The sequence below is a fragment of the Ochrobactrum sp. P6BSIII genome (assembly GCF_014138065.1).
GTDB lineage: Bacteria > Pseudomonadota > Alphaproteobacteria > Rhizobiales > Rhizobiaceae > Brucella.
Window position 1 is genome coordinate 69,001 of the sequence record NZ_JACGXB010000013.1, and the last position, 19,646, is coordinate 88,646.

Genomic DNA, 19,646 nt, shown 5'->3' on the forward strand with positions numbered 1-19,646 from the left:
GCTCGGTATGTCCGAGACTGCCGTTGAAAATGCGTTGGTATTAAAACCAAAAACGCGGCGGTGAAAAGGCCGAAAGCCAATTCCCCGCCGCGTTTCTATAGCCTTATGTGGCTTAATTATCCATCCCGTGACCGTCGATTTCAGGCGCGGTGAGGTTCAGCCGATGCGCCAGCGGCGTCCATCCGTCGAGACTTCGAAGCGCGAAGGTGCGCAGGCAAAAGCCGACAGGCCGCTCAAAGCCGCCAGCGGATAGGTGATCACATGGATCGGAATGTCGTGCATGATGGCCTGATGCGGCGCCTTGTCCTCGAAGGCCGCACGGAACGCACCCGCCCGCAAAGCAGGCAGAATGCGCTGCGGAATGCCGCCCGACAGGTAAACGCCGCCATGCGCCATGAAGACAAGCGCCATGTCGCCCGCCACGCGGCCAAGATAGGTCGCAAACAGGTCGAGCGTTTCGCTGGCTTGCGCATTGCTGCCATCGAGACCGGCGGAGGTGATGTCGGCGGGCGTCTCCAGGGTCGGGGTGACGCTATCGGCGATGCAGATCGCCACATAGAGATTTTGCAGGCCGCGTCCGCTCAGAATCTGTTCGGCAGAAACGCGCCCGTCGATCTGCTCGATATGCGGGAAAATCTGATAGTCGCGTTCGCTGCGCGGGCCGACATCGACATGACCGCCTTCACCGGGAACCGGTACCCACGCCTTGCGGGTGCGCACCAGACCGGCCACGCCGAGGCCCGTGCCCGGGCCGAGCACGACACGGGTTGCGATCACCTCTTCCGGCTTGCCGCCGATCTGCTCCATATGATGGCCTTCGAGCGACACCACGGCCAGCGCCTGCGCCTCGAAATCGTTGAGCACGGTTACGTCCTTGAAGCCCAGATCGGAGATCAGCTTCTTCGGGCGCACAACCCAATCGCAATTGGTGAGGTCGATTTCATCGCCTTCGACGGGGCCTGCAATGGCCAGAATGACCGAGCGCGGCTGTAGCGACGTCTGGTCGAGAATGGCCGTCTGAATGGCTTCATCGATGGTCGCATAATCCGCCGTCTGAAGAACCGGGAATTCCTTCGGATCGGAATTGGCATCGACAAGGATTGCAAAGCGGGCATTGGTGCCGCCGATATCGCCGACGAGGACTGGAAACTGGAAACTCTGTTCGGCGTCGATCATGGCCTGCATTCTCTCTCCCTGCCGTTTCTTGTGCCCTTTGGGTGTTGGGGGGCTTACCCATGGGCTGTTATATTTCTTCGATTGTATCAGTCTAAAGCTTTGATCAGCTTTTCTGCCGTGGCGCGGTTCAGCGCCATTGGTATGTCGTAGACGCTGCCGAGGCGGGTCAGCGCCTTGACGTCCACGTCATGCGGAAGTGGCGACAGCGGATCGATGAAGAAGATCAGCACTTCGACGGTGCCTTCCGCAATCATGGCGCCGATCTGCTGGTCTCCGCCGAGCGGGCCGCTTTTGACGCGCTGGATCGTCAGCGAAGGGCAGGCATCAAGGATCAGCCCGCCGGTCGTTCCCGTCGCCACAATATCAAAACGCGACAACGCCTTTTCATGCGTGCGCGCAAAGGCGACCATGTCGTCTTTCTTCAAATCGTGGGCGATCAATGCGATGCGCAGGCGCTCTGTCATGAAATTGATAACCTTGTCATCAAGCTCTAAATCGTTTGAAACCTATAGCTGAGCCTTAGGCCGGTGAAAAGAGGGCTTAGAGAGAATGCCCCGCCGTCAAACGACGGGGCACGATGTCTGATTACTGCACGCCATAGGTGACGTCGGCAACCGAATTTGGTGCAGGACCGGCCAGCACGGCAGCGCAGGCCTTTGGAAGATCAGACACCATGACGGGGCGCGGCTTCTTCGGCGGTTCCTTTGACGGCTTGGCTGGCTTCCACGGTTCATCGGTGAACCACCAGGCAAGCGACTTGTCGCAGCCGTCGCCAGCCGCCACCTTGGGCTGCGACTTGCATTGCGGCGAGCCGGGCTGGCAGGTCAGGCGCACATGGAAATGGTAGAAGTGACCCCAATAGGGGCGAACCTTGCCAAGCCAGCTTCTGTCGCCGGTCACCGTATCGCAGAGCTGCTTCTTGATGCCCGGATGCACGAAGATGCGCTCCACTTCCGGATAGCTCGCGGCATGTTTGATCAGCGCCGTGCGGGCAGGGGTCCATTTCTTGGGATCGACATAAAGTGAATCCCCTTTCAGCATCGATACGGCGGAAACGCTTTCGCGTTCGGCATCCGTGAAGCGCTTCTTGGGCATTGGTGTCAGCCAGATATCAGCATCGAGCCCTACCTGATGCGAGGCATGGCCGGTTAGCATCGGACCGCCGCGCGGCTGGGAAATATCGCCGACGAGCAGGCCCGGCCAGCCATCCTTGGCGGCATCGCGGGAGAGTTTTTCCAGCAAGCCGATCATGCGCGGGTGGCCCCAGCGGCGATTGCGCGACAGGCGCATGACCTGCCAGTTCGGACCGTCTGTCGGCAGCGCAACAGCGCCTGCGAGACAGCCCTTGGCATAAAAGCCGATCGATTGCGGCGATTGCGCCAGCACGGGCATCTTTTCCGCTCCGAAAGCCTGCTTGGCTGGCATGTCATCCGCCATGGCCATAGGCACGAAGTCAGGCGCGATCATCGTTGCCAGCGAGGCAATGAGGATAAATTTCTTCAGTTTGTTTGCGATCATGGGGCAATTCCATGGTTTGCCAAAGGGCGCTGTGACTGCGAATCAAACAGCAAAGCTACGGGCATTATGCTGTGTGAAATGCAGGCCAGCAATGCCGGTCGGCTGTTTGTGCCAACCGACCGGCATTTGGATCAGCTCCGTTGCAGCCTTGCAAGCATGGTCAGGACCACAAGGGGCGCGACTGTGCAGAATGCGATCAGCGGCCAAGCCGTTTCGCCGGGCAGCAAAATGACGAGCGCTGTTCCTGCCAGACTGACCATCAGGCTCTGTATGCAGAAATAGAGAGCGACAGCCATGCCTGCACTGTCGTCGAAAGCTGCCAAAGCGCCGTTTGCCGTCATGGATGCGGTCAAAACAATGCCGATGGCAGCCAGCCACATGGGTAGTATCAGGCTGGCGAAGGATGGTTGCAGCAGGTTTTCGGTCAGGAGCAAAGCCAGCGCGCTGGCAAGGAGCACGACCATGCCGAGCGCCACGCTTTTTCGTACACCCGACTTTCGGGTGTAAGATGACAGAAGGCGCGTGGCGGCAATCATCACCATGGCAACGCTTGCAAATGCCAGACTGAATTCCGTCTCTCCAAAGCCGCCTCTTTCGATCAGGATGCGCGGTGCCGTGGAAAAGAAAACAAAGAAGGTACCCATCGCCGTGCCGAAGCCCAGCGTGTAGGTCCAGAACGTAAAATCCTTCAATATTTTCAATGCGCTAAGGTGGTCAGCGTCATTGCGGTCAGGGCGTGTTTCCGGCCAGAGGCGGAACGCCCGCCATGTTGCGACAAGGCCAAACACGCCGAGCGCTATGAAAATCGCGCGCCAGCCGAAACCGCTGGCAATCAATGCGCCAGCGACGGGGCCGATGGCCGGAACGAAGGACAGCATGGCGCTGAACAGGCCGTAGATTGTCGCGCCTTCCGGGCGGTCGGCATAAACATCGCGCACCGTGGCAAAGGTTGCAACGAGTGCGGCTGAGGCGCCGACCGACTGGGTGAAACGCAGGGCGATGAAAACGGTGGCGCTATCCGTCGCCGCCAGCGCAAAGGAAGAAAGCACAAAGACGGCACCACCGCCCAGCAGCACCGGCTTGCGCCCGATGCGGTCGGACAAGGGACCGAAGACGAGTTGCCCGACACCCAGCATCACCATGTAGAGACTGAGTGTCAGTTGCACCATGGCAGGCGTGGTTTTCAGAATTGCCGGCATGGATGGAACCACCGGCAGGTAGATATCCATGGCCAGCGAGGCGAGGATGTCGAAGGGAGCCATCAGCGCGAGCGCGAATGGCAAAGTGAAGCTCCAGGATGGAGTTTTCTGATGATCAAATGGCATGACAAAGCATCCGCTCGAAGACAATCGGGCGGCAATCTGCCTGCAATGGAAGACGTTGGTCCGGGACAGATGCCGCAACAGGTTGGAAAAGCTGTTGCGGCTTATTTATCTGCTGACTTGCTGTTACCCATCGTTATGTCCCGGTTTGGAATTTGCGTCAGGGCGTTTTACCCGAAGGGGTGCACGCGTGCAATCAGCGCCAGTTTCCGTCCTTCCACATGGCCGAAAAGGCGGTCTTGTAGTCGGGATAGGCGAATGTGTAGCCCAGTGCCTGAATGCGCTGATTGGAGACACGCTTGTTCTCGCCATAGAAGGAGCGCGCCATCGGTGTCAGCTCCGCGTCTTCGAAGGCCACTTCCGGTGGCGGCGTGACGCCCATCAGCTCTGCCGCATAGGTGACGACATCCTGCGGTGGCGATGGCTCATTATCGGTGATGTTGAAAATACCGCCCGTATCGGTGCCCGCGAGAAAGCGCAAAGCGCCGGCAATGTCTTCCACATGGATGCGGTTGAAAACCTGATCCTGCTTGACGAGACGTCGCGCCGTGCCGCGCTCCAGATTGACGAAAGCATTGCGACCCGGGCCGTAAATGCCGGACAGCCGCAAGATCGCCAGCGGCGTTCCGTGCCTCTCGCTCAGGCTTGTCCAGGCTTGCTCTGCCTCGACGCGTTCGAGGCTGCGGCGCGAAACCGGCTTGCAGGGTGTGGTTTCATCCACCCATGCGCCCTTGTGATCGCCATAAACACCGACGGTCGAGAGATAGCCGATCCAGCGAATCGTATTGTCGGGACGGCGCAGCGCTTCTTCGACCCATGCAAGCGCCGGGTCGCCCGCTTCGCCGGGCGCAATCGAAATCACCACATGGGTTGCCTTGGCGAGTCGCTCCAGAAGTTCGGGCGAGGGCGTTTCACCATCGAACAAAACCGTCGAAATGCCGGATTTCTCAAGAGTTGGGAATTTTTGCTCGTGCCGGGTTGTCCCGTCAATGCGCTCTACTTCTCCCGTCATCCGCTTGGCAAAGGCTTGTGCCGAATATCCGGCTCCGAACAGGAAAATGCGCATGTCAGACTGTCTCCGTATTCCACTCTTTCTGTACCGTAGCATCCTCTTCGGCGGAGGCCAGACGTTTTTGCAAGGCATCGACATGGCCCGGCTCGGCCAGCTGCTTCAAGGCCCAGACTGCCGCCCCGCGCACGACAGGCGCGGCATCGCCAAGCAGCGTCTCGATCTGCGGCAACAGCGTTGCATCGCCCGAATTGCCCGCTGCGATCAGCACGTTGCGGATGAAGCGGTCGCGCCCGATCCGCTTGATTGGCGAACCGGAAAAAAGCGCACGAAACGCCGGATCATCAAGCGCCAGCAGGTCGCTCAGACGTGGCGCTTTCAGATCGTCGCGCGCCTTCAGCTTCATTTCGCTGGTTGCCTGCGCGAATTTATTCCACGGACAGACCGAAAGGCAGTCGTCGCAGCCATAGATGCGGTTGCCCATGGCCTTGCGAAACTCCGCCGGAATAGGGCCCTTGTTCTCAATGGTGAGATAGGAAATACAGCGGCCTGCATCGATGCGGTAGGGCGCCGGAAAGGCCTTGGTGGGGCAGGCGTCGAGACAGGCGCGGCAGGAGCCGCAATGATCGTGATCCGGCTCATCCGGCGCGATTTCCGCTGTGGTGAAGATCGAGCCGAGGAACAGCCAAGAACCAAGCTCGCGGCTGACCAGATTGGTGTGCTTGCCCTGCCAGCCAAGCCCGGCGGCTTCCGCCAACGGTTTTTCCATGACAGGCGCGGTATCGACGAATACCTTGACGTCCTGCCCGGCGCGCGCGGCAAAGCGGCTCGCCACATGCTTCAGCTTGCCCTTGATGATGTCGTGATAATCGCGGTTCTGCGCATAGACCGATATGGCTGCGCGATCCTTCTGATCGAGTACAGCCAGCGGGTTGGTGTCTGGCCCGTAATTCATGGCCAGCATCATGATGGAACGGACTTCCGGCCAGAGCACGCCGGGATTGGCCCGGCGTTCTTCGGTCTCTTCCATCCAGAGCATGTCGGCGTGATGGCCATCGGCAAGATATTGCCGCAGGCGTTCAGGCGCCTGTGGAATAGCATCCGGTGTGGTGAAGGCGACAGCGTCGAAGCCCACGGCTTTGGCTTCTTCGATGAGGAAGCGCTTCAGCCTGTCTGCCTTTGTCTCAGAAGTCGAGGTCGCCATAATGGGCCACCGGGGCAAGCCCGCGCACGCGATCGGACAGAAGCGGGCGGAAAGCGGGACGCGACTTCATCCGCGCATACCAGTCGCGCGCGGCACGGGTTTCGCCCCATTCGATTTCACCGAGATAATCGAGTGCCGAAACCGCAGCTGCGGCGGCCATGTCGGCATAGCTTGGATGCGCGCCTGCCAGCCAGTCGCGGGTGGCGGCCAGCCAGTCGATATATTTCATATGCTGGCGAATATTGGTGCGGGCTGCGCGGATCGCGGTCGAATCCGGCGCGCTGCCGCCCATTTCAGCCGCCATCTGCAATTTATAAACGCGCTCTCGCGTGATGTGGCGGGTGACTTCGTTTTCGAATTTCAACAGGAACCAGTCCACGAGGCGGCGCACTTCGGCGCGCTCCATCGGGCTTTCCGGCAGGAGACGACGGCTGCGCTTCAATGCACCCCGCGTTTCGTCGAGATATTCGGCGATCACTGTTGCGCCGACGACCGGCAGATCGTTTTCCGCCAGCAGCACGGGCAAGGTGGCAGCCGGGTTCAGCGCCAGAAATTCCTTGCGGCGCGACCACGGCCTTTCCTCGATCAGTTCCGCTTCCACGCCATATTCGCCGAGGATAAGCCGCACATAACGTGAGCCTGAAGACATGGGATGATGAAACAGCGTAAGCATGATCGACGCGGTACTCTCGACTGACACAGCTTGAATTGAACGTCCGGAGATTGGTACGGCGGCTGGCGTTTGCCCATGCAGCAGGCTATTTCTGCTGCCAAGCGATTCGACGCCGCCTCAACGGAATATAAAGTCTATAAGACCTATGTTTGCGGGAGACAAGCAATCGCTGGAAGTGCCCGTTTTAGTCGCCACAGCCGCTAATGCGAGCCGGTTCAGATGCCATCATCGTGCCAACCATTCTAAGGTACTGACTTCATGGATATTTTTAATCTGCTGGAAGCCGCGTTTCTCGGTCTCATCGAAGGGTTGACCGAGTTTATCCCGGTTTCGTCCACCGGGCATTTGTTGCTGGTCGGTCATTTTCTGGGATTTGAATCCACAGGAAAGACGTTCGAGGTGCTGATCCAGCTCGGCGCTATTCTGGCCATTCTGACCGTTTATTCGGCGAAATTGCTGAAGCTCCTTGCGGATTTTCCGCGTGATGCGCGCACGCGTCATTTTGTCTTCGGTATTCTGGTCGCCTTCCTGCCCGCTGCTTTCATCGGTGCGGCTGCGCATGGCTTCATCAAGAGCGTGCTCTTCGAAACGCCGATCCTTGTCTGCATCATGCTGATCGTCGGCGGTCTGATCCTGCTCTGGGTCGACCAGCTCAATCTGAAGCCGCGCTATCATGATGTGATGGATTATCCGCTGCCAATGTGCCTTGCCATCGGCTTCATCCAGTGCCTCGCCATGATCCCCGGCGTGTCGCGTTCGGGTTCCACGATTGTCGGTTCGCTGCTGCTGGGCGCGGACAAGCGGTCGGCTGCTGAATTCTCGTTCTTCCTCGCCATGCCGACCATGGCCGGAGCCTTCGCCTACGATCTCTACAAGAGCCGCGACATGCTCACGATGAATGATGGCGCACTGATCGCTGTCGGCTTCGTGATGGCTTTCATCTCAGGTGTGTTCGTCGTGCGCTATCTGCTCGACTATGTCTCGCGCCATGGCTTCAAGCTCTTTGCCTGGTGGCGTCTGATCGTCGGCTCCGCTGGCCTAGCCGCTTTGTTGATTTGGGGATGAGCAAAAGAAAAGGGGCCTCGCGGCCCCTTTATTCATTCCGACTATCGATATCTCACGCAAAACCGGTCTTGGTGTACTGACCGGCCACGCGGTAGCGCCAGAGATAGGCTGGGAGCACGGCGTCGACGCCTTCCGGCGTAATGCCCATGCCCTGCAAGGTGCGGCTTTCCTTGATGGCTGCTTCCGAAACGACATTGTCGGATTTCAGGAGCGTCACCTGATCGTTGGTGATCGGCGGGTTCGGCAGCAGGCTGAGAACCGAAGCCTGCAGGCGGGCGACCCACCAAGGCAGCGAAATGAGAACGCGCTTGCGGTCGACGACGCGCAGCATGTCCTTCATCCAGTTCTTGAACGGCTGTACATCCGGGCCGCCGAGTTCATAGACGCCACCCGGCATCAGCTTGCCATCAACGGCGTGGGCAACAGCTTCCGCGACATCGCCGACATAGACCGGCTGGAGCTTCGTTTCGCCACCGCCGATGACCGGCAGGAAGGGCGAGAAACGCGCCATATTGGCGAAGCGATTGAAGAAGCGGTCTTCGTGACCGAAAATGATCGACGGACGCAGGATAACGCTTTCCGGCAGCGCAGCGAGAACGGCGTTTTCGCCTTCAGCTTTGGTGCGGGCATAATCCGAAGCCGAATTCACATCGGCAGCGAGCGACGAAATGTGGGTCATCGGAATGCCAGCGGCCTTGGCAGCTTCGGCAATGTTCTTCGCGCCCAGCACCTGAACCGTGTTGAAACGCTGGCGGCCGCTTTCTGCGAGAATGCCGACGAGGTTCACGACATGGTCGGAACCCTTGACGACCAGCTCGACCGAAGCGCGATTGCGGACATTGGCCTGCACCATCTGGATCTGCCCGACATTGCCGAGCGGAGCCATGTAATAAGCCACTTCGGGCTTGCGCACGGCAACGCGCACACGATAGCCACGCTTGGTGAGACTTGCTACGACCGCGCGCCCGACAAAGCCGGAGCCGCCGAAAACGGTGACCAGTTTCGGCCTGTTGTGGACTTCGTTCGGTTCGGTCTTCATCCTAAACTCCTGCATGAAAGCCAGTTGGGCCGCTTGCGAGCAGCAGCCGCAATGCGTCTGTATTGCCGGTGATTTATCGCCTTTTTGCCACAAGGCAAAGGGGACTTGTTGTCACGATCATGATAGCGGGGCTTTTTCCCGTAATTAAAGCGCAATAGAGCTTTGAGATTCCGCTGCTTGCTGTTAAATCGCGCGCATGAGCACACCACTTGACCATATTCGCAATTTTTCGATCGTCGCCCATATCGATCATGGCAAATCGACGCTGGCCGACCGCCTCATTCAATTGACTGGCGGTCTGGATACGCGCGAGATGAAGGATCAGGTTCTCGACTCGATGGATATCGAGCGCGAGCGCGGCATCACCATCAAGGCGCAGACCGTCCGTCTCACCTATAAGGCGAAGAACGGCGAAGATTATGTGCTGAACCTGATCGACACCCCCGGACATGTCGACTTCGCTTATGAAGTCTCGCGTTCGCTGGCGGCATGCGAGGGTTCGCTGCTCGTGGTGGATGCTTCCCAGGGCGTGGAAGCGCAGACGCTGGCCAATGTCTATCAGGCCATCGACAATAACCATGAAATCGTGGTCGTGCTGAACAAGATCGATCTGCCCGCTGCCGAGCCTGAGCGCGTCAAGCAGCAGATCGAGGAAGTCATTGGCATCGATGCGTCGCAGGCCGTGCATATTTCTGCCAAGACCGGCATCGGCATCGAAGACGTGCTGGAAGCCATCGTCACCCAGCTGCCCGCGCCGAAGGAAGGCGACCGCAATGCGCCGCTCAAGGCCATGCTGGTCGACAGCTGGTACGATTCCTATCTCGGCGTTATCGTTCTGGTGCGCGTCATCGACGGCGTGCTCAAGAAGGGCCAGACCATCCGCATGATGGGCACGGGCGCGAAATATCCGGTGGAACGCACCGGTGTCTTTACGCCGAAAATGGTTCAGATGGACGAACTCGGCCCGGGCGAGCTTGGCTTTATCACCGCTTCTATCAAGGAAGTGGCCGATACGCGCGTCGGCGATACGATCACCGATGATCGCCGCCCGACCGAAAAAATGCTGGCCGGCTTCAAGCCTGCGCAGCCGGTTGTGTTCTGCGGTCTGTTCCCGGTTGATGCAGCGGATTTTGAAGATCTGCGCGGCGCCATGGGCAAGCTGCGCCTCAACGACGCTTCGTTCTCGTTCGAAATGGAAACCTCGGCAGCGCTCGGTTTCGGTTTCCGTTGCGGCTTCCTCGGCTTGCTGCATCTGGAAATCATTCAGGAACGTCTTGAGCGCGAGTTCAATCTCGACCTCATCACGACGGCGCCTTCGGTTGTCTATCGCCTGAACATGATCGACGGCTCGCAGAAGGAATTGCACAACCCGGCCGATATGCCGGATGTGGTGAAGATCTCGGCCATCGAAGAGCCCTGGATCAAGGCAACCATCATGACGCCGGATGATTATCTCGGCGCGATCATGAAACTGTGTCAGGATCGCCGCGGCATTCAGGTGGACCTCACCTATGTCGGCCCGCGCGCCATGATCACCTATGAACTGCCGCTCAATGAAGTGGTGTTCGATTTCTACGACCGCCTCAAGTCGATCTCGAAGGGCTATGCCTCGTTCGATTATAACCTCTCGGAATATCGTGAGGGCGATCTGGTCAAGATGTCGATCCTCGTGAACGAAGAGCCGGTCGATGCGCTGTCGATGCTGGTTCACCGAACGGCTGCGGAAAAGCGCGGTCGTGCGCTTTGCGAGAAGCTGAAAGAGCTGATCCCGCAGCACATGTTCAAGATTCCGATTCAGGCGGCTATCGGCGGTCGTATCGTGGCGCGCGAGACCATCTCGGCGCTGCGCAAGGACGTGACGGCCAAGTGCTACGGCGGCGACGTGACGCGTAAGCGCAAACTTCTGGAAAAGCAGAAGGAAGGCAAGAAGCGCATGCGCCAGTTCGGCAAGGTCGAAATCCCGCAAGAGGCCTTTATTCAGGCGCTCAAGATGGGCGATGATTGATCCTTCGTTCCTTTGATCCGTTGAAGGGGATGGCGTTTGCGTTAGACACGTTATCCTAAGCTGACAGGACGGTAATTTGGAAAAGGGCACTTCGGTGCCCTTTTCTCTTTTTTGGGGGTGTTGGAAGAGGGCGCTACGCGCTTTCCCTCATCCTGAGGAGCCGTTGAAAACGGCGTCTCGAAGGGCGAGGGAAAGTCGCTGAAGGCGGGTTATTTTGGGTCCTATATCTTTGGCGTCTCTCTACCGCCTCTCGTTCTTCGACCTTCGATGAACTCAGGATGATGCTAGGCTTCACTCCGCCGGATCGGGGAGACACTAGGCGCGGCGCAACCGCTCCTCGCCCTTCGAGACGCCACCTTCGGTGGCTCCTCAGGATGAGGAGCGGGGCAGGCGGCATTGATAATGCCAGCGTGTTCAGGGCTTATCGCTTGCGTTTCGCAAGTTCCGGCAGGCCTTCATAGTTCAGCGCTATCAATGCTTCTTTCTTTACCCGCGACCAACCTTTGATCTGCCGTTCGCGTGCGATGGCGTCGACGATCCGGTCGTAGGTTTCCGTGAAAACAAGTTGGACGGGCCGCCGCTTCTTTGTGTAGCTTTCGTAGATCCCCTCGTTATGTTCCCACAATCGAGCTTCAATATTCTGTTTGGTGAGCCCGGTATAATAGGACCCATCCGCACAACGCAGAATGTAGACTGTTACTTCCATGACTTGCCCCCGCGCGTCTTTGGAAGCTAGATGTTGCGTCAAGCTCGACTGTCTAACAAGTCGCGATGATCTTCTTGAAATCGTCTACGTTCAGAAAGTTGGAAACCGTGTCCGCAAATCCCCGCATTTCCATCACCTACTGCACCCAATGCAATTGGCTGTTGCGCGCTGCGTGGATGGCGCAGGAACTGTTGCAGACTTTCGGACAGGATCTGGCGGAGGTCGCATTGCGTCCGGGGACTGGCGGAATTTTTGAAATCCGCGTGCTGATGCCAGATGGCCATGAAGAACTCATCTGGGAGCGTAAGCGCGACGGTGGTTTTCCGGAAGCCAAGGTTTTGAAACAGCGCGTGCGCGATCTGGTCTGGCCGGAACGCGATCTCGGTCATTCGGACCGACCAGCGAAACCTTGAGAGGACAGCTCTGCTGTCCAGTCCCTTCTATCCCTCGACAAGTCCAGAGTTGAGGGCCGGTGAGACGGGCATTTCCCGCGCTCGTCGATCCTTCGATGAACTCTGGAGGAGGTGCCGCTTGAAAACTTCTCAAATGTGGGAAACAGCAGCGCTTTAAGCTGACTGAAATCAATCCTCATCCACCACGCGCAGGCGCATCTGGGTGGGGGCGCTGTCCGCTGGTCTTGGTTGCGGGCGGGGCGTTTCCTCGGCGGGCTTTTCGCCAAATTCCAGTGCTTCGATTTTCGCGCCGCGCCGGGTGACCTTGTTGGACGACACCAGAATATCGTCAATATCCTTGTTGGCCTGCACAAAGTGCGTTTGCAGCTTGCGCACGCGTTCGTCAAGGCGGCCCACATCTTCCATCAGACGGATCACTTCGCCCTGAATGACATGCGCCTGCTCGCGCATGCGGGCGTCTTTCAGGATCGCCTGAATGACCTGTATCGACAGCATCAGCAGCGATGGTGAAACGATCACAATCCGCGCCCGGTGCGCGCGCTGGATCAGCGCTTCGAAATGCTCGTGAATATCGGCAAAGATCGACTCCGAGGGCACGAACAGAAAAGCCGTATCCTGCGTTTCGCCGGGGATCAGATATTTGTCGGAAACATCCTTGATATGGATTTCCATGTCGCGGCGGAACTGCACAACGGCAGCTTTGCGGGCGTCCGGATGCTCCTTCTCACGCATGGCGTTCCAAGCTTCGAGCGGAAACTTGGCGTCGATTACCAGTGAGGGTGCTTTATTGGGCATGCGCACGAGGCAGTCGGGACGGGTGCCGTTGGACAGTGTCGCCTGAAATTCATAAGCGCCTTGTGGCAAACCGTCGGCGATGATCGCTTCCATGCGTGACTGGCCGAAAGCGCCGCGCGTCTGCTTGTTGGCGAGGATCGCCTGCAACTGCACCACCTGTCCGGCGAGCGACTGGATATTGTTTTGTGCCGTGTCGATGACGGCCAGACGCTCCTGCAATTTGGCAAGATTTTCATGGGTCGAGCGGGTCTGCTCGGTCATGGTCTGGCCGATGCGATGCGTCATGCCGTCGAGCCGTTCGCGGATCGACTGGTTCAACTCTGCCTGTCGTGAGCCGAAAACCTCCGCCATGGTCTGCATGCGGCCCTGCATCTCCGCCTGTGCTTTCAGGATTTCCGCCATGCGATATTCGGCGTCGCGGGCGCGGTCTTCTGCCTGTGCTTCGGCAACGGCGCGCAGGCGCGCTGAGCGCGTTGCGGCGATCAGGAAAATGACGAGGCAAAGCACCACCACCACAATGCCAGCCAGAAGAATATCTCCCAGCGTGAGCGATGTGGCGCCGAGCTGCAAAAGCGGCTCATTCAAGAGGTTCTGGTTTTCCATGCAGCAAGCTTAGCTGATTCGTAAGGCCTTGATGAGATCAAAACAAGAACATTTTGCAAAGCGCAATTGACGATTCTGTCACAAGCGATTACGTGAAACGCATGTCAGTAAAACCGCTTGTCATCCTTCCCGATCCTGTGTTGCGCCTGGTTTCCAAGCCAGTGGAGCGCTTTGACGATCAGCTGCGCAAATTTGCCGGCGACATGTTCGACACCATGTATGACGCGCCGGGCATTGGCCTTGCCGCCATTCAGGTTGGCGAGCCGATCCGCATGCTCGTCATCGACCTTGCCAAGGAAGGCGAGGAAAAAGCGCCGCATGTCTTCATCAATCCCGAGATTGTCGGCGTGACGGATGAAGTCAGCACCTATGAAGAAGGTTGCCTGTCTATTCCGGATTATTATGCGGAAGTGGAACGGCCTGCTGCCATTCAGGTCAAATATTTCGATGCCGATGGCAAGCCGCACGCAATGGAAGCGGATGGCCTGATGGCCACCTGCTTGCAGCACGAGATCGATCATCTCAACGGTGTGCTCTTCATCGATCATATTTCCAAGCTGAAGCGCGATATGGTCATCAAGAAGTTCAAGAAGCTCGCCAGCCAGCGGGCGTCGAAAAAGGCTCTTTAGATGCGTATTGTCTTCATGGGCACGCCGGATTTTTCCGTGCCGATCCTGACCGCCATTATCGGGCAGGGCTATGATGTGGTGGCCGTCTATTCGCAGCCGCCGCGTCCGGCAGGCCGCAGAGGGCTGGAACTGACCAAGTCGCCTGTCCATGAAAAGGCCGAACAGTTCGGTATTCCCGTCTTCACGCCGAAGAGCCTCAAGGGTGCGGAAGAGCAGGAAGTGTTTGCGAGCCTTGAGGCCGATGTCGCCATCGTCGTCGCCTATGGTTTGCTGTTGCCCAAGGCCATTCTCGATGCGCCGCGGCTTGGCTGCTATAACGGCCATGCCTCGCTTCTGCCGCGCTGGCGCGGTGCCGCGCCTATCCAGCGGGCTATCATGTCGGGCGATAGCGAAACCGGTATGATGATCATGAAAATGGACGAGGGGCTCGATACGGGCCCCGTCGCCATGGCTGAAAAAGTGGCGATCACGCCGGATATGACGGCGGGCGAATTGCATGATCGCCTGAGCATGATCGGTGCCGACCTGATGGTACGGGCGCTGGGCGCGCTTGAGCGCGAAAGCCTGACATTGCAGCCGCAGGCCGAAGAGGGCGTCACCTATGCCGCCAAGATCGACAAGGCCGAAGCGCGCATTGACTGGTCGAAGCCTGCGAGCGATGTGCACAATGCCATTCGCGGCCTTGCGCCTTTTCCGGGTGCATGGTGCGAGATGGAAATCAATGGCGTTGTCGAGCGTGTGAAACTTCAGCGGTCGACGCTGGGCGAAGGCTCCGGTGCGGCGGGTACCGTGCTGGACGACCGGCTGACGGTTGCCTGCGGCGAAGGTGCCGTTCGACTCGTCACCTTGCAGCGTTCGGGCGGCAAGTCATTGCCTGCGCAGGAATTTCTGCGCGGCGCGACGGTTACGAAGGTTTTGTAGGCCCGTGCCGCGCTACAGGCTTCTGGTCGAGTATGACGGCACCCCCTATGCGGGCTGGCAGCGTCAGGAAAACGGCCACACCGTGCAGGGTGCTATCGAGCAGGCGTTCAAGAAATTCTGCGGCGAGGATCTGGCGCTAAGCGCGGCGGGCCGCACCGATGCAGGCGTGCACGCGACGGCGCAGGTTGCGCATGTCGATCTCAGCAAGGATTGGGGTGCGGGCAAGGTGCGTGATGCGGTCAATGCGCATCTGGTCATGGCCAATGAGCGCGTGAGCATCCTCAATGTCGAGAAGACCACCGACAGTTTCGATGCGCGTTTTTCCGCGCAGGGACGACATTATCTCTATCGCTTCCACAATCGCCGTGCGCCGCTGGCCGTTGATTATCAACGCGCGTGGTGGGTGCAAAAGCGCCTCGATCACGAGGCGATGCATGAAGCGGCGCAACTGCTTCTGGGCGAGCACGATTTCACGACCTTTCGCGCCACGCAATGCCAGGCCAAAAGCCCGGTCAAGACGCTGGATCGGCTTGATATCACGCGTGATGGCGAGATCATCGAGATGCGAGTTTCGGCGCGCTCGTTCCTGCACAATCAGGTGCGCTCCTTTGCAGGCAGCCTGATGGAAGTGGGCGTCGGTCGCTGGACGGCGGATGATTTGCAGGCGGCGCTTGAAGCACGCGACCGCAAGGCCTGCGGACAAGTCGCGCCGCCTTACGGTCTTTATCTGATCGGCGTCGACTACGCTTTTCCGTTTTAGGGGTTATTTTGAAAAGAAGAGCGCAACAATTGACGACTTTTATCTAAAGTAAAAATCGACCTCGCCCGTGCCGTTGGCGTCGCTGACCACAACTCCGTTTATTCCAGAAGGCGTGATGATTCCATTGTTGGTAAAGCGCCATGTTATGTTGCTGGGGTGAGGGTCCATTCCGTTGCGGGGAACCAAACTCACATTGATATCCCGCATCTTTACGAGTGGGTCTGGCGGAAGGTCTAGATAGTTGTCGGTATATGGCTCCAAGCATAATACCGCTAAATTGACTGCACTTGGCAAGTCAGCAGTAACGCGCGTCTTCTGATAATTTTCTCCGCAAACTCCATAGAATAAGTATAATTTTCCCCCGTCTTGCCATCGAATGTAATCCGCCCCTGTAGTTCGTCACCCGGTTTCACTCTAACAGCTTCGCCATTATACTGGACACCATCTATATAGTAAAAGCATCCCGCTTGCCACGACATGCTTGTTGGTATCCATGATAAGACTGGTTGCATCAAATTCTCGCCTTTGTAATCCTGTAATCCGTTCCATATATTTACGTGCGCTAAACAATGGGGGAACTCGGGGGCAGATGGAACAGTCCAGTTTGTTAAAAACTCCTGAATGACCGCAACTTTGTCTGACGGCTTTTCAAAATTAGCGATCGCAGTATAGTTGCCAGTCATGCCGGCAACATCGTTACTTCTTAATTGTCTGTGTCTCATATTACGCGCCTTTACTATGCATGACGCGCCTAAGTTGTTGCTTTTGCAAGTTTAATGAAAATGACATTTGTGTCGGTGCTTACCCGATCTTATTTCAATAAGCGTGCGGGTCGAAGCCGATGCCGAAGATCTGCTGAAGCAGCACGGTGAGGAAAAGCGAGCCGAAGAAGACGCAGGCGAAGAACGGTGCGGCGAAAGCGTGGGGGCGTTGCAGCGCCACAAAGGTCAGCCGATAGCTCAGCACAATCGAAGCGCCGAACATGATGAACGCGAAAAGCGTCGCGACATCGAAGCGTCCCGGAAAGAACAGCTGTAGCAAGGTGATCGGCGCAAAGACCCAGGCCAGAAGCGCGCTGCCCCAATTGGTGGCGATCACATAGGCTGCATAGCGTTTGACGATGCCGATCCGTTTGGCCAGCATGCCGATGAGGGCAAGCGGCACCACCCATGCTGCAACATCCACGAAGGCGGCGCGCAGGACGATGGCAAAGCGGATGCCTGCTTCCTCGCGCCCGGCGGTAAGATCGGCGGCATAGGCCACCCAGCTGGCAAAAAGCGGTGGCAGAGCCACCGCTATCGCGAAAAAGGAAGACCAGAAACCCTCGGCGGATATGTCGAGGTAATCGAGACCGTCGCGGCGACCGAGCATCATTTTCCAGACGCCCAGGAAGTATCGGTAAATATCGTCCAGGCTCGGCATGGGCTCCCCAATGTTTCGCATTATCCAGTCCGAAAAGTCATGCAGCTTTCCGGGCCTATGCGTTACCCAAAGAAATCAGCGATGAAACGCTCATAAATCTGTGTCAGCCCTTCGAGGTCGGCAAGGGCAACACGTTCATCGACCATGTGCATGGTCTGGCCCACGAGGCCGAATTCCACCACCGGGCAATAATCCTTGATGAAACGCGCATCCGACGTGCCGCCGGAGGTCGACAGCTCTGGCCGCTTGCCGGTCACCGCCTCGACAGAGGCCGTCAGCGTGCCAATCAGTTTCTCGTCGCGGGTCAGGAAGACATGGCTTGGGCTTTCGCGCCACGTCAGTTCGTAGCTGATCGGTGTTTCGCGGCCTGGGCGTAGGCGATTGTCGCGGGCGGCCTTTTCGAGGCGTGCGCGGATTTCGGCTTGCAGGCTTTCCGCCGTCCATGTGTCGTTGAAACGAATATTGAACGAGGCCGTGGCCTTGTTCGGGATGACATTGGTGGCCTTGTTGCCTACGTCGATGGTGGTGACTTCCAGATTGCTGGCCTGAAAATCGGCAGTGCCCTGATCGAACGCCGGGTAAAGCAGGCTATCCACCAGCGTGGTGATGCCGCGCACCGGATTTTCCGCCAGATGCGGATAGGCCGCATGACCCTGCACACCGTGAACGGTGATCGTGCCGGAAAGCGAGCCACGACGACCAATCTTGATCATGTCGCCAAGCGCGTTGGGATTGGTCGGCTCACCGACAATCGAAGCGTCCCAGCTTTCGCCGCGCTGCTTTGCCCAGTCGAGCAGTTTTACAGTGCCGTTGACCGCAGGGCCTTCTTCGTCGCCGGTGATGAGGAAAGAGACGCTGCCCTTCAGGCTGCCATGCTTTTCTACATGGCGGGCCACAGCGGCGACAAAACAGGCGACGCCGCCCTTCATATCCACAGCGCCGCGCCCATACATGACGCCGTCTTCAATGGCGGCGGAGAAGGGCGGGTGCTTCCAGTCGTTTTCATCGCCGGGCGGAACGACATCCGTATGACCGGCAAACATCAGATGCGGTCCGTTGCCGGATTTGCGGGCATAGAGGTTTTCGATGTCAGGCGTGCCGTCTTCGCTGAAGACGGGCCGTTCAACGGAAAAGCCCATGGGTTTCAGCATCGCTTCCAGCGCCGTCAGCGCGCCGCCTTCGGCGGGCGTTACGGATGGGCAGCGGATGAGGGCGGCGAGATTTTCGGCGGGATTGACTGCTAGGCTCATGATGTCGGCTTCTTACTCAAGAATCGTCTGGAGAGTGAGACTAGATCGGGATGCGTCCGGATGGAACCACAAACCGTTGGTCGTAACCATGCCTGAAAATTCAGTCTTCATGCGCTTTTCCAAACTGGTTGCAATTTGAGAACGAAATTTTCTTGACCGGAGGGCCTCTGTCATCGTTAGTTAAAAAAGAGTTGATAACGAGACCCGGGAAACGGGCCGGTCAGCGGGAACCTTTCTTGAATAATGGGAAACTGTGCATGCGTTTAATCACCACAACTGTAGCAGGCATGATGGCGCTCTTCGGAGCAACGATGGTTCCAGCAAAGGCTGCACAGTGGAGTGAAGCGGGCGGACTGACAAGCATCCCTTACGGACACAAGGACTATTGCGGACGCAATCCTCGCGATTGCCGTGGCCATCGCGTGTTGCCGCCGATGCAGCTCACTCCACAGCGCATGAAGCTCCTGCAGAGCGTAAGCAGCTCCGTCAATCACCGTATCAAGCCCGTTTCCGATCAGGATAATTACGGCAAGCGCGATTACTGGACCATTCCGGTCAACGGCAAGGGCGATTGCGAGGATTACGTTCTGATGAAGCGTGCGCAGTTGATGGCGCGCGGCATGAGTGCGTCGCAACTTCTCATCACCATGGTGCAGGGCAGTGAGGCGCATATTGTGCTCACCGCCCGTACTGATCACGGCGATTATATTCTCGACAACCTGCGCGATGATGTGCTGCCGGTGGAGAAGACGTCCTATCGTTATATCAAGATGCAGTCGCCAGCCAATTCCGGCCAGTGGGTTTCCATTGCCGGTCGTTCGGTTGCCGTCGCGAATAACTGATAGCGAGCCGAGGGGGCGTTCCCCAAATCTGTTTTCTGAAAAGCCGCATCCTTGATGCGGCTTTTTTGTTGCGCTGGCTTTGCCGGTCTTGAAGCGGATAGCGGACAATGCCGTCATTGTTCACGTTTATTATACAATAACCCTAGACAGACTGTTCAGGTTTGCTGAACAAATTAACGGCTGTAATACATACGTGATCATCTTTAGAGCGGTACAATTATTGTTTTTAATTATATTTTTCGTGTTGTTAGCAACGATCTGATCAACGAACACGCACAAAGCTGTGATCCAGAC

Annotated in this window: 20 protein-coding genes; 7 read left to right on the forward strand and 13 right to left on the reverse strand. The window is 57.8% G+C overall.

The features are described 5' to 3' along the window. Window positions 1-156 precede the first annotated feature (156 nt). From FHW00_RS17970 to FHW00_RS18000, 7 genes are all read right to left on the reverse strand, one after another. On the reverse strand, window positions 157-1,185 hold the full coding sequence (locus FHW00_RS17970; protein ID WP_078339903.1) for a glucokinase: 1,029 nt from the start codon (window positions 1,183-1,185) through the stop codon (window positions 157-159). A 77-nt stretch (window positions 1,186-1,262) separates the two neighbouring features. Then, window positions 1,263-1,640 (reverse strand): methylglyoxal synthase, encoded by a 378-nt coding sequence (locus FHW00_RS17975; RefSeq protein ID WP_078339904.1) that lies wholly within the window; start codon window positions 1,638-1,640, stop codon window positions 1,263-1,265. A gap of 121 nt (window positions 1,641-1,761) precedes the next feature. Beyond that, window positions 1,762-2,694, reverse strand: a complete 933-nt coding sequence (mepA, locus tag FHW00_RS17980) for a penicillin-insensitive murein endopeptidase (protein ID WP_078339905.1) — start codon at window positions 2,692-2,694, stop codon at window positions 1,762-1,764. Window positions 2,695-2,825: 131 nt separating this feature from the next. Beyond that, window positions 2,826-4,019: a CmlA/FloR family chloramphenicol efflux MFS transporter gene (cml, locus tag FHW00_RS17985; protein WP_113534783.1), complete on the reverse strand. Its 1,194-nt coding sequence runs from the start codon at window positions 4,017-4,019 to the stop codon at window positions 2,826-2,828. Between the two features lie 193 nt (window positions 4,020-4,212). Next, entirely contained in the window at window positions 4,213-5,082 is an 870-nt protein-coding gene (locus FHW00_RS17990; RefSeq protein WP_078339906.1) for an SDR family oxidoreductase, read from the reverse strand. A gap of 1 nt (window position 5,083) precedes the next feature. Beyond that, the gene (queG, locus tag FHW00_RS17995; RefSeq protein WP_078339907.1) at window positions 5,084-6,229 is read right to left on the reverse strand and encodes a tRNA epoxyqueuosine(34) reductase QueG; all 1,146 of its coding nucleotides are present in this window, start codon (window positions 6,227-6,229) and stop codon (window positions 5,084-5,086) included. Further along, window positions 6,210-6,902 carry a glutathione S-transferase family protein gene (locus FHW00_RS18000; RefSeq protein WP_078339908.1) on the reverse strand — a complete coding sequence of 231 codons (693 nt, stop codon included), beginning with the start codon at window positions 6,900-6,902 and terminating at the stop codon, window positions 6,210-6,212. Before FHW00_RS18000 ends, queG begins: the two co-directional genes overlap by 20 nt. 258 nt (window positions 6,903-7,160) lie before the next feature. Between FHW00_RS18000 and FHW00_RS18005 the strand changes: the two genes are divergently transcribed. After that, window positions 7,161-7,967: an undecaprenyl-diphosphate phosphatase gene (locus tag FHW00_RS18005; protein ID WP_078339909.1), complete on the forward strand. Its 807-nt coding sequence runs from the start codon at window positions 7,161-7,163 to the stop codon at window positions 7,965-7,967. Window positions 7,968-8,019: 52 nt separating this feature from the next. Here the strand turns inward: FHW00_RS18005 and FHW00_RS18010 are convergent, their stop codons facing one another. Then, entirely contained in the window at window positions 8,020-9,006 is a 987-nt protein-coding gene (locus FHW00_RS18010) for a complex I NDUFA9 subunit family protein (protein ID WP_078339910.1), read from the reverse strand. A 196-nt stretch (window positions 9,007-9,202) separates the two neighbouring features. Between FHW00_RS18010 and lepA the strand changes: the two genes are divergently transcribed. Beyond that, window positions 9,203-11,011, forward strand: a complete 1,809-nt coding sequence (lepA, locus tag FHW00_RS18015) for a translation elongation factor 4 (protein WP_078339911.1) — start codon at window positions 9,203-9,205, stop codon at window positions 11,009-11,011. Window positions 11,012-11,432: 421 nt separating this feature from the next. On the opposite strand, the gene FHW00_RS18020 is transcribed toward lepA, so the two are convergent. Then, window positions 11,433-11,717 (reverse strand): GIY-YIG nuclease family protein, encoded by a 285-nt coding sequence (locus tag FHW00_RS18020; protein WP_078339912.1) that lies wholly within the window; start codon window positions 11,715-11,717, stop codon window positions 11,433-11,435. A gap of 107 nt (window positions 11,718-11,824) precedes the next feature. On the opposite strand from FHW00_RS18020, the gene FHW00_RS18025 reads away from it, so the two are divergent. Then, entirely contained in the window at window positions 11,825-12,130 is a 306-nt protein-coding gene (locus FHW00_RS18025; RefSeq protein ID WP_078339963.1) for a SelT/SelW/SelH family protein, read from the forward strand. A 168-nt stretch (window positions 12,131-12,298) separates the two neighbouring features. On the opposite strand, the gene FHW00_RS18030 is transcribed toward FHW00_RS18025, so the two are convergent. Beyond that, on the reverse strand, window positions 12,299-13,528 hold the full coding sequence (locus FHW00_RS18030) for a DNA recombination protein RmuC (RefSeq protein ID WP_078339913.1): 1,230 nt from the start codon (window positions 13,526-13,528) through the stop codon (window positions 12,299-12,301). Window positions 13,529-13,629: 101 nt separating this feature from the next. Between FHW00_RS18030 and def the strand changes: the two genes are divergently transcribed. The 3 genes from def to truA are packed head-to-tail and all read left to right on the forward strand — an operon-like array spanning window position 13,630 to window position 15,838. Next, the gene (gene def / locus FHW00_RS18035) at window positions 13,630-14,157 is read left to right on the forward strand and encodes a peptide deformylase (protein WP_078339914.1); all 528 of its coding nucleotides are present in this window, start codon (window positions 13,630-13,632) and stop codon (window positions 14,155-14,157) included. Next, window positions 14,158-15,078, forward strand: coding sequence for a methionyl-tRNA formyltransferase (gene fmt, locus FHW00_RS18040; protein WP_078339915.1), 921 nt, complete (start codon window positions 14,158-14,160; stop codon window positions 15,076-15,078). 4 nt (window positions 15,079-15,082) lie between these two features. Then, window positions 15,083-15,838 (forward strand): tRNA pseudouridine(38-40) synthase TruA, encoded by a 756-nt coding sequence (truA, locus tag FHW00_RS18045; protein WP_078339916.1) that lies wholly within the window; start codon window positions 15,083-15,085, stop codon window positions 15,836-15,838. Window positions 15,839-16,110: 272 nt separating this feature from the next. Here the strand turns inward: truA and FHW00_RS18050 are convergent, their stop codons facing one another. The 3 genes from FHW00_RS18050 to dapE all read right to left on the reverse strand — a co-directional run bounded on the left by FHW00_RS18050 (window position 16,111) and on the right by dapE (window position 18,510). Next, on the reverse strand, window positions 16,111-16,560 hold the full coding sequence (locus FHW00_RS18050; protein WP_139364408.1) for a hypothetical protein: 450 nt from the start codon (window positions 16,558-16,560) through the stop codon (window positions 16,111-16,113). 94 nt (window positions 16,561-16,654) lie between these two features. Beyond that, complete coding sequence (locus FHW00_RS18055; RefSeq protein WP_078339918.1) at window positions 16,655-17,260, reverse strand: hypothetical protein; 606 nt, start codon at window positions 17,258-17,260, stop codon at window positions 16,655-16,657. A 62-nt stretch (window positions 17,261-17,322) separates the two neighbouring features. Then, window positions 17,323-18,510, reverse strand: coding sequence for a succinyl-diaminopimelate desuccinylase (gene dapE / locus FHW00_RS18060; RefSeq protein ID WP_078339919.1), 1,188 nt, complete (start codon window positions 18,508-18,510; stop codon window positions 17,323-17,325). Window positions 18,511-18,800: 290 nt separating this feature from the next. Here dapE and FHW00_RS18065 point away from each other — a divergent pair, with 290 nt between their 5' ends. Next, on the forward strand, window positions 18,801-19,352 hold the full coding sequence (locus FHW00_RS18065; RefSeq protein WP_078339964.1) for a transglutaminase-like cysteine peptidase: 552 nt from the start codon (window positions 18,801-18,803) through the stop codon (window positions 19,350-19,352). Window positions 19,353-19,646 lie beyond the last annotated feature (294 nt).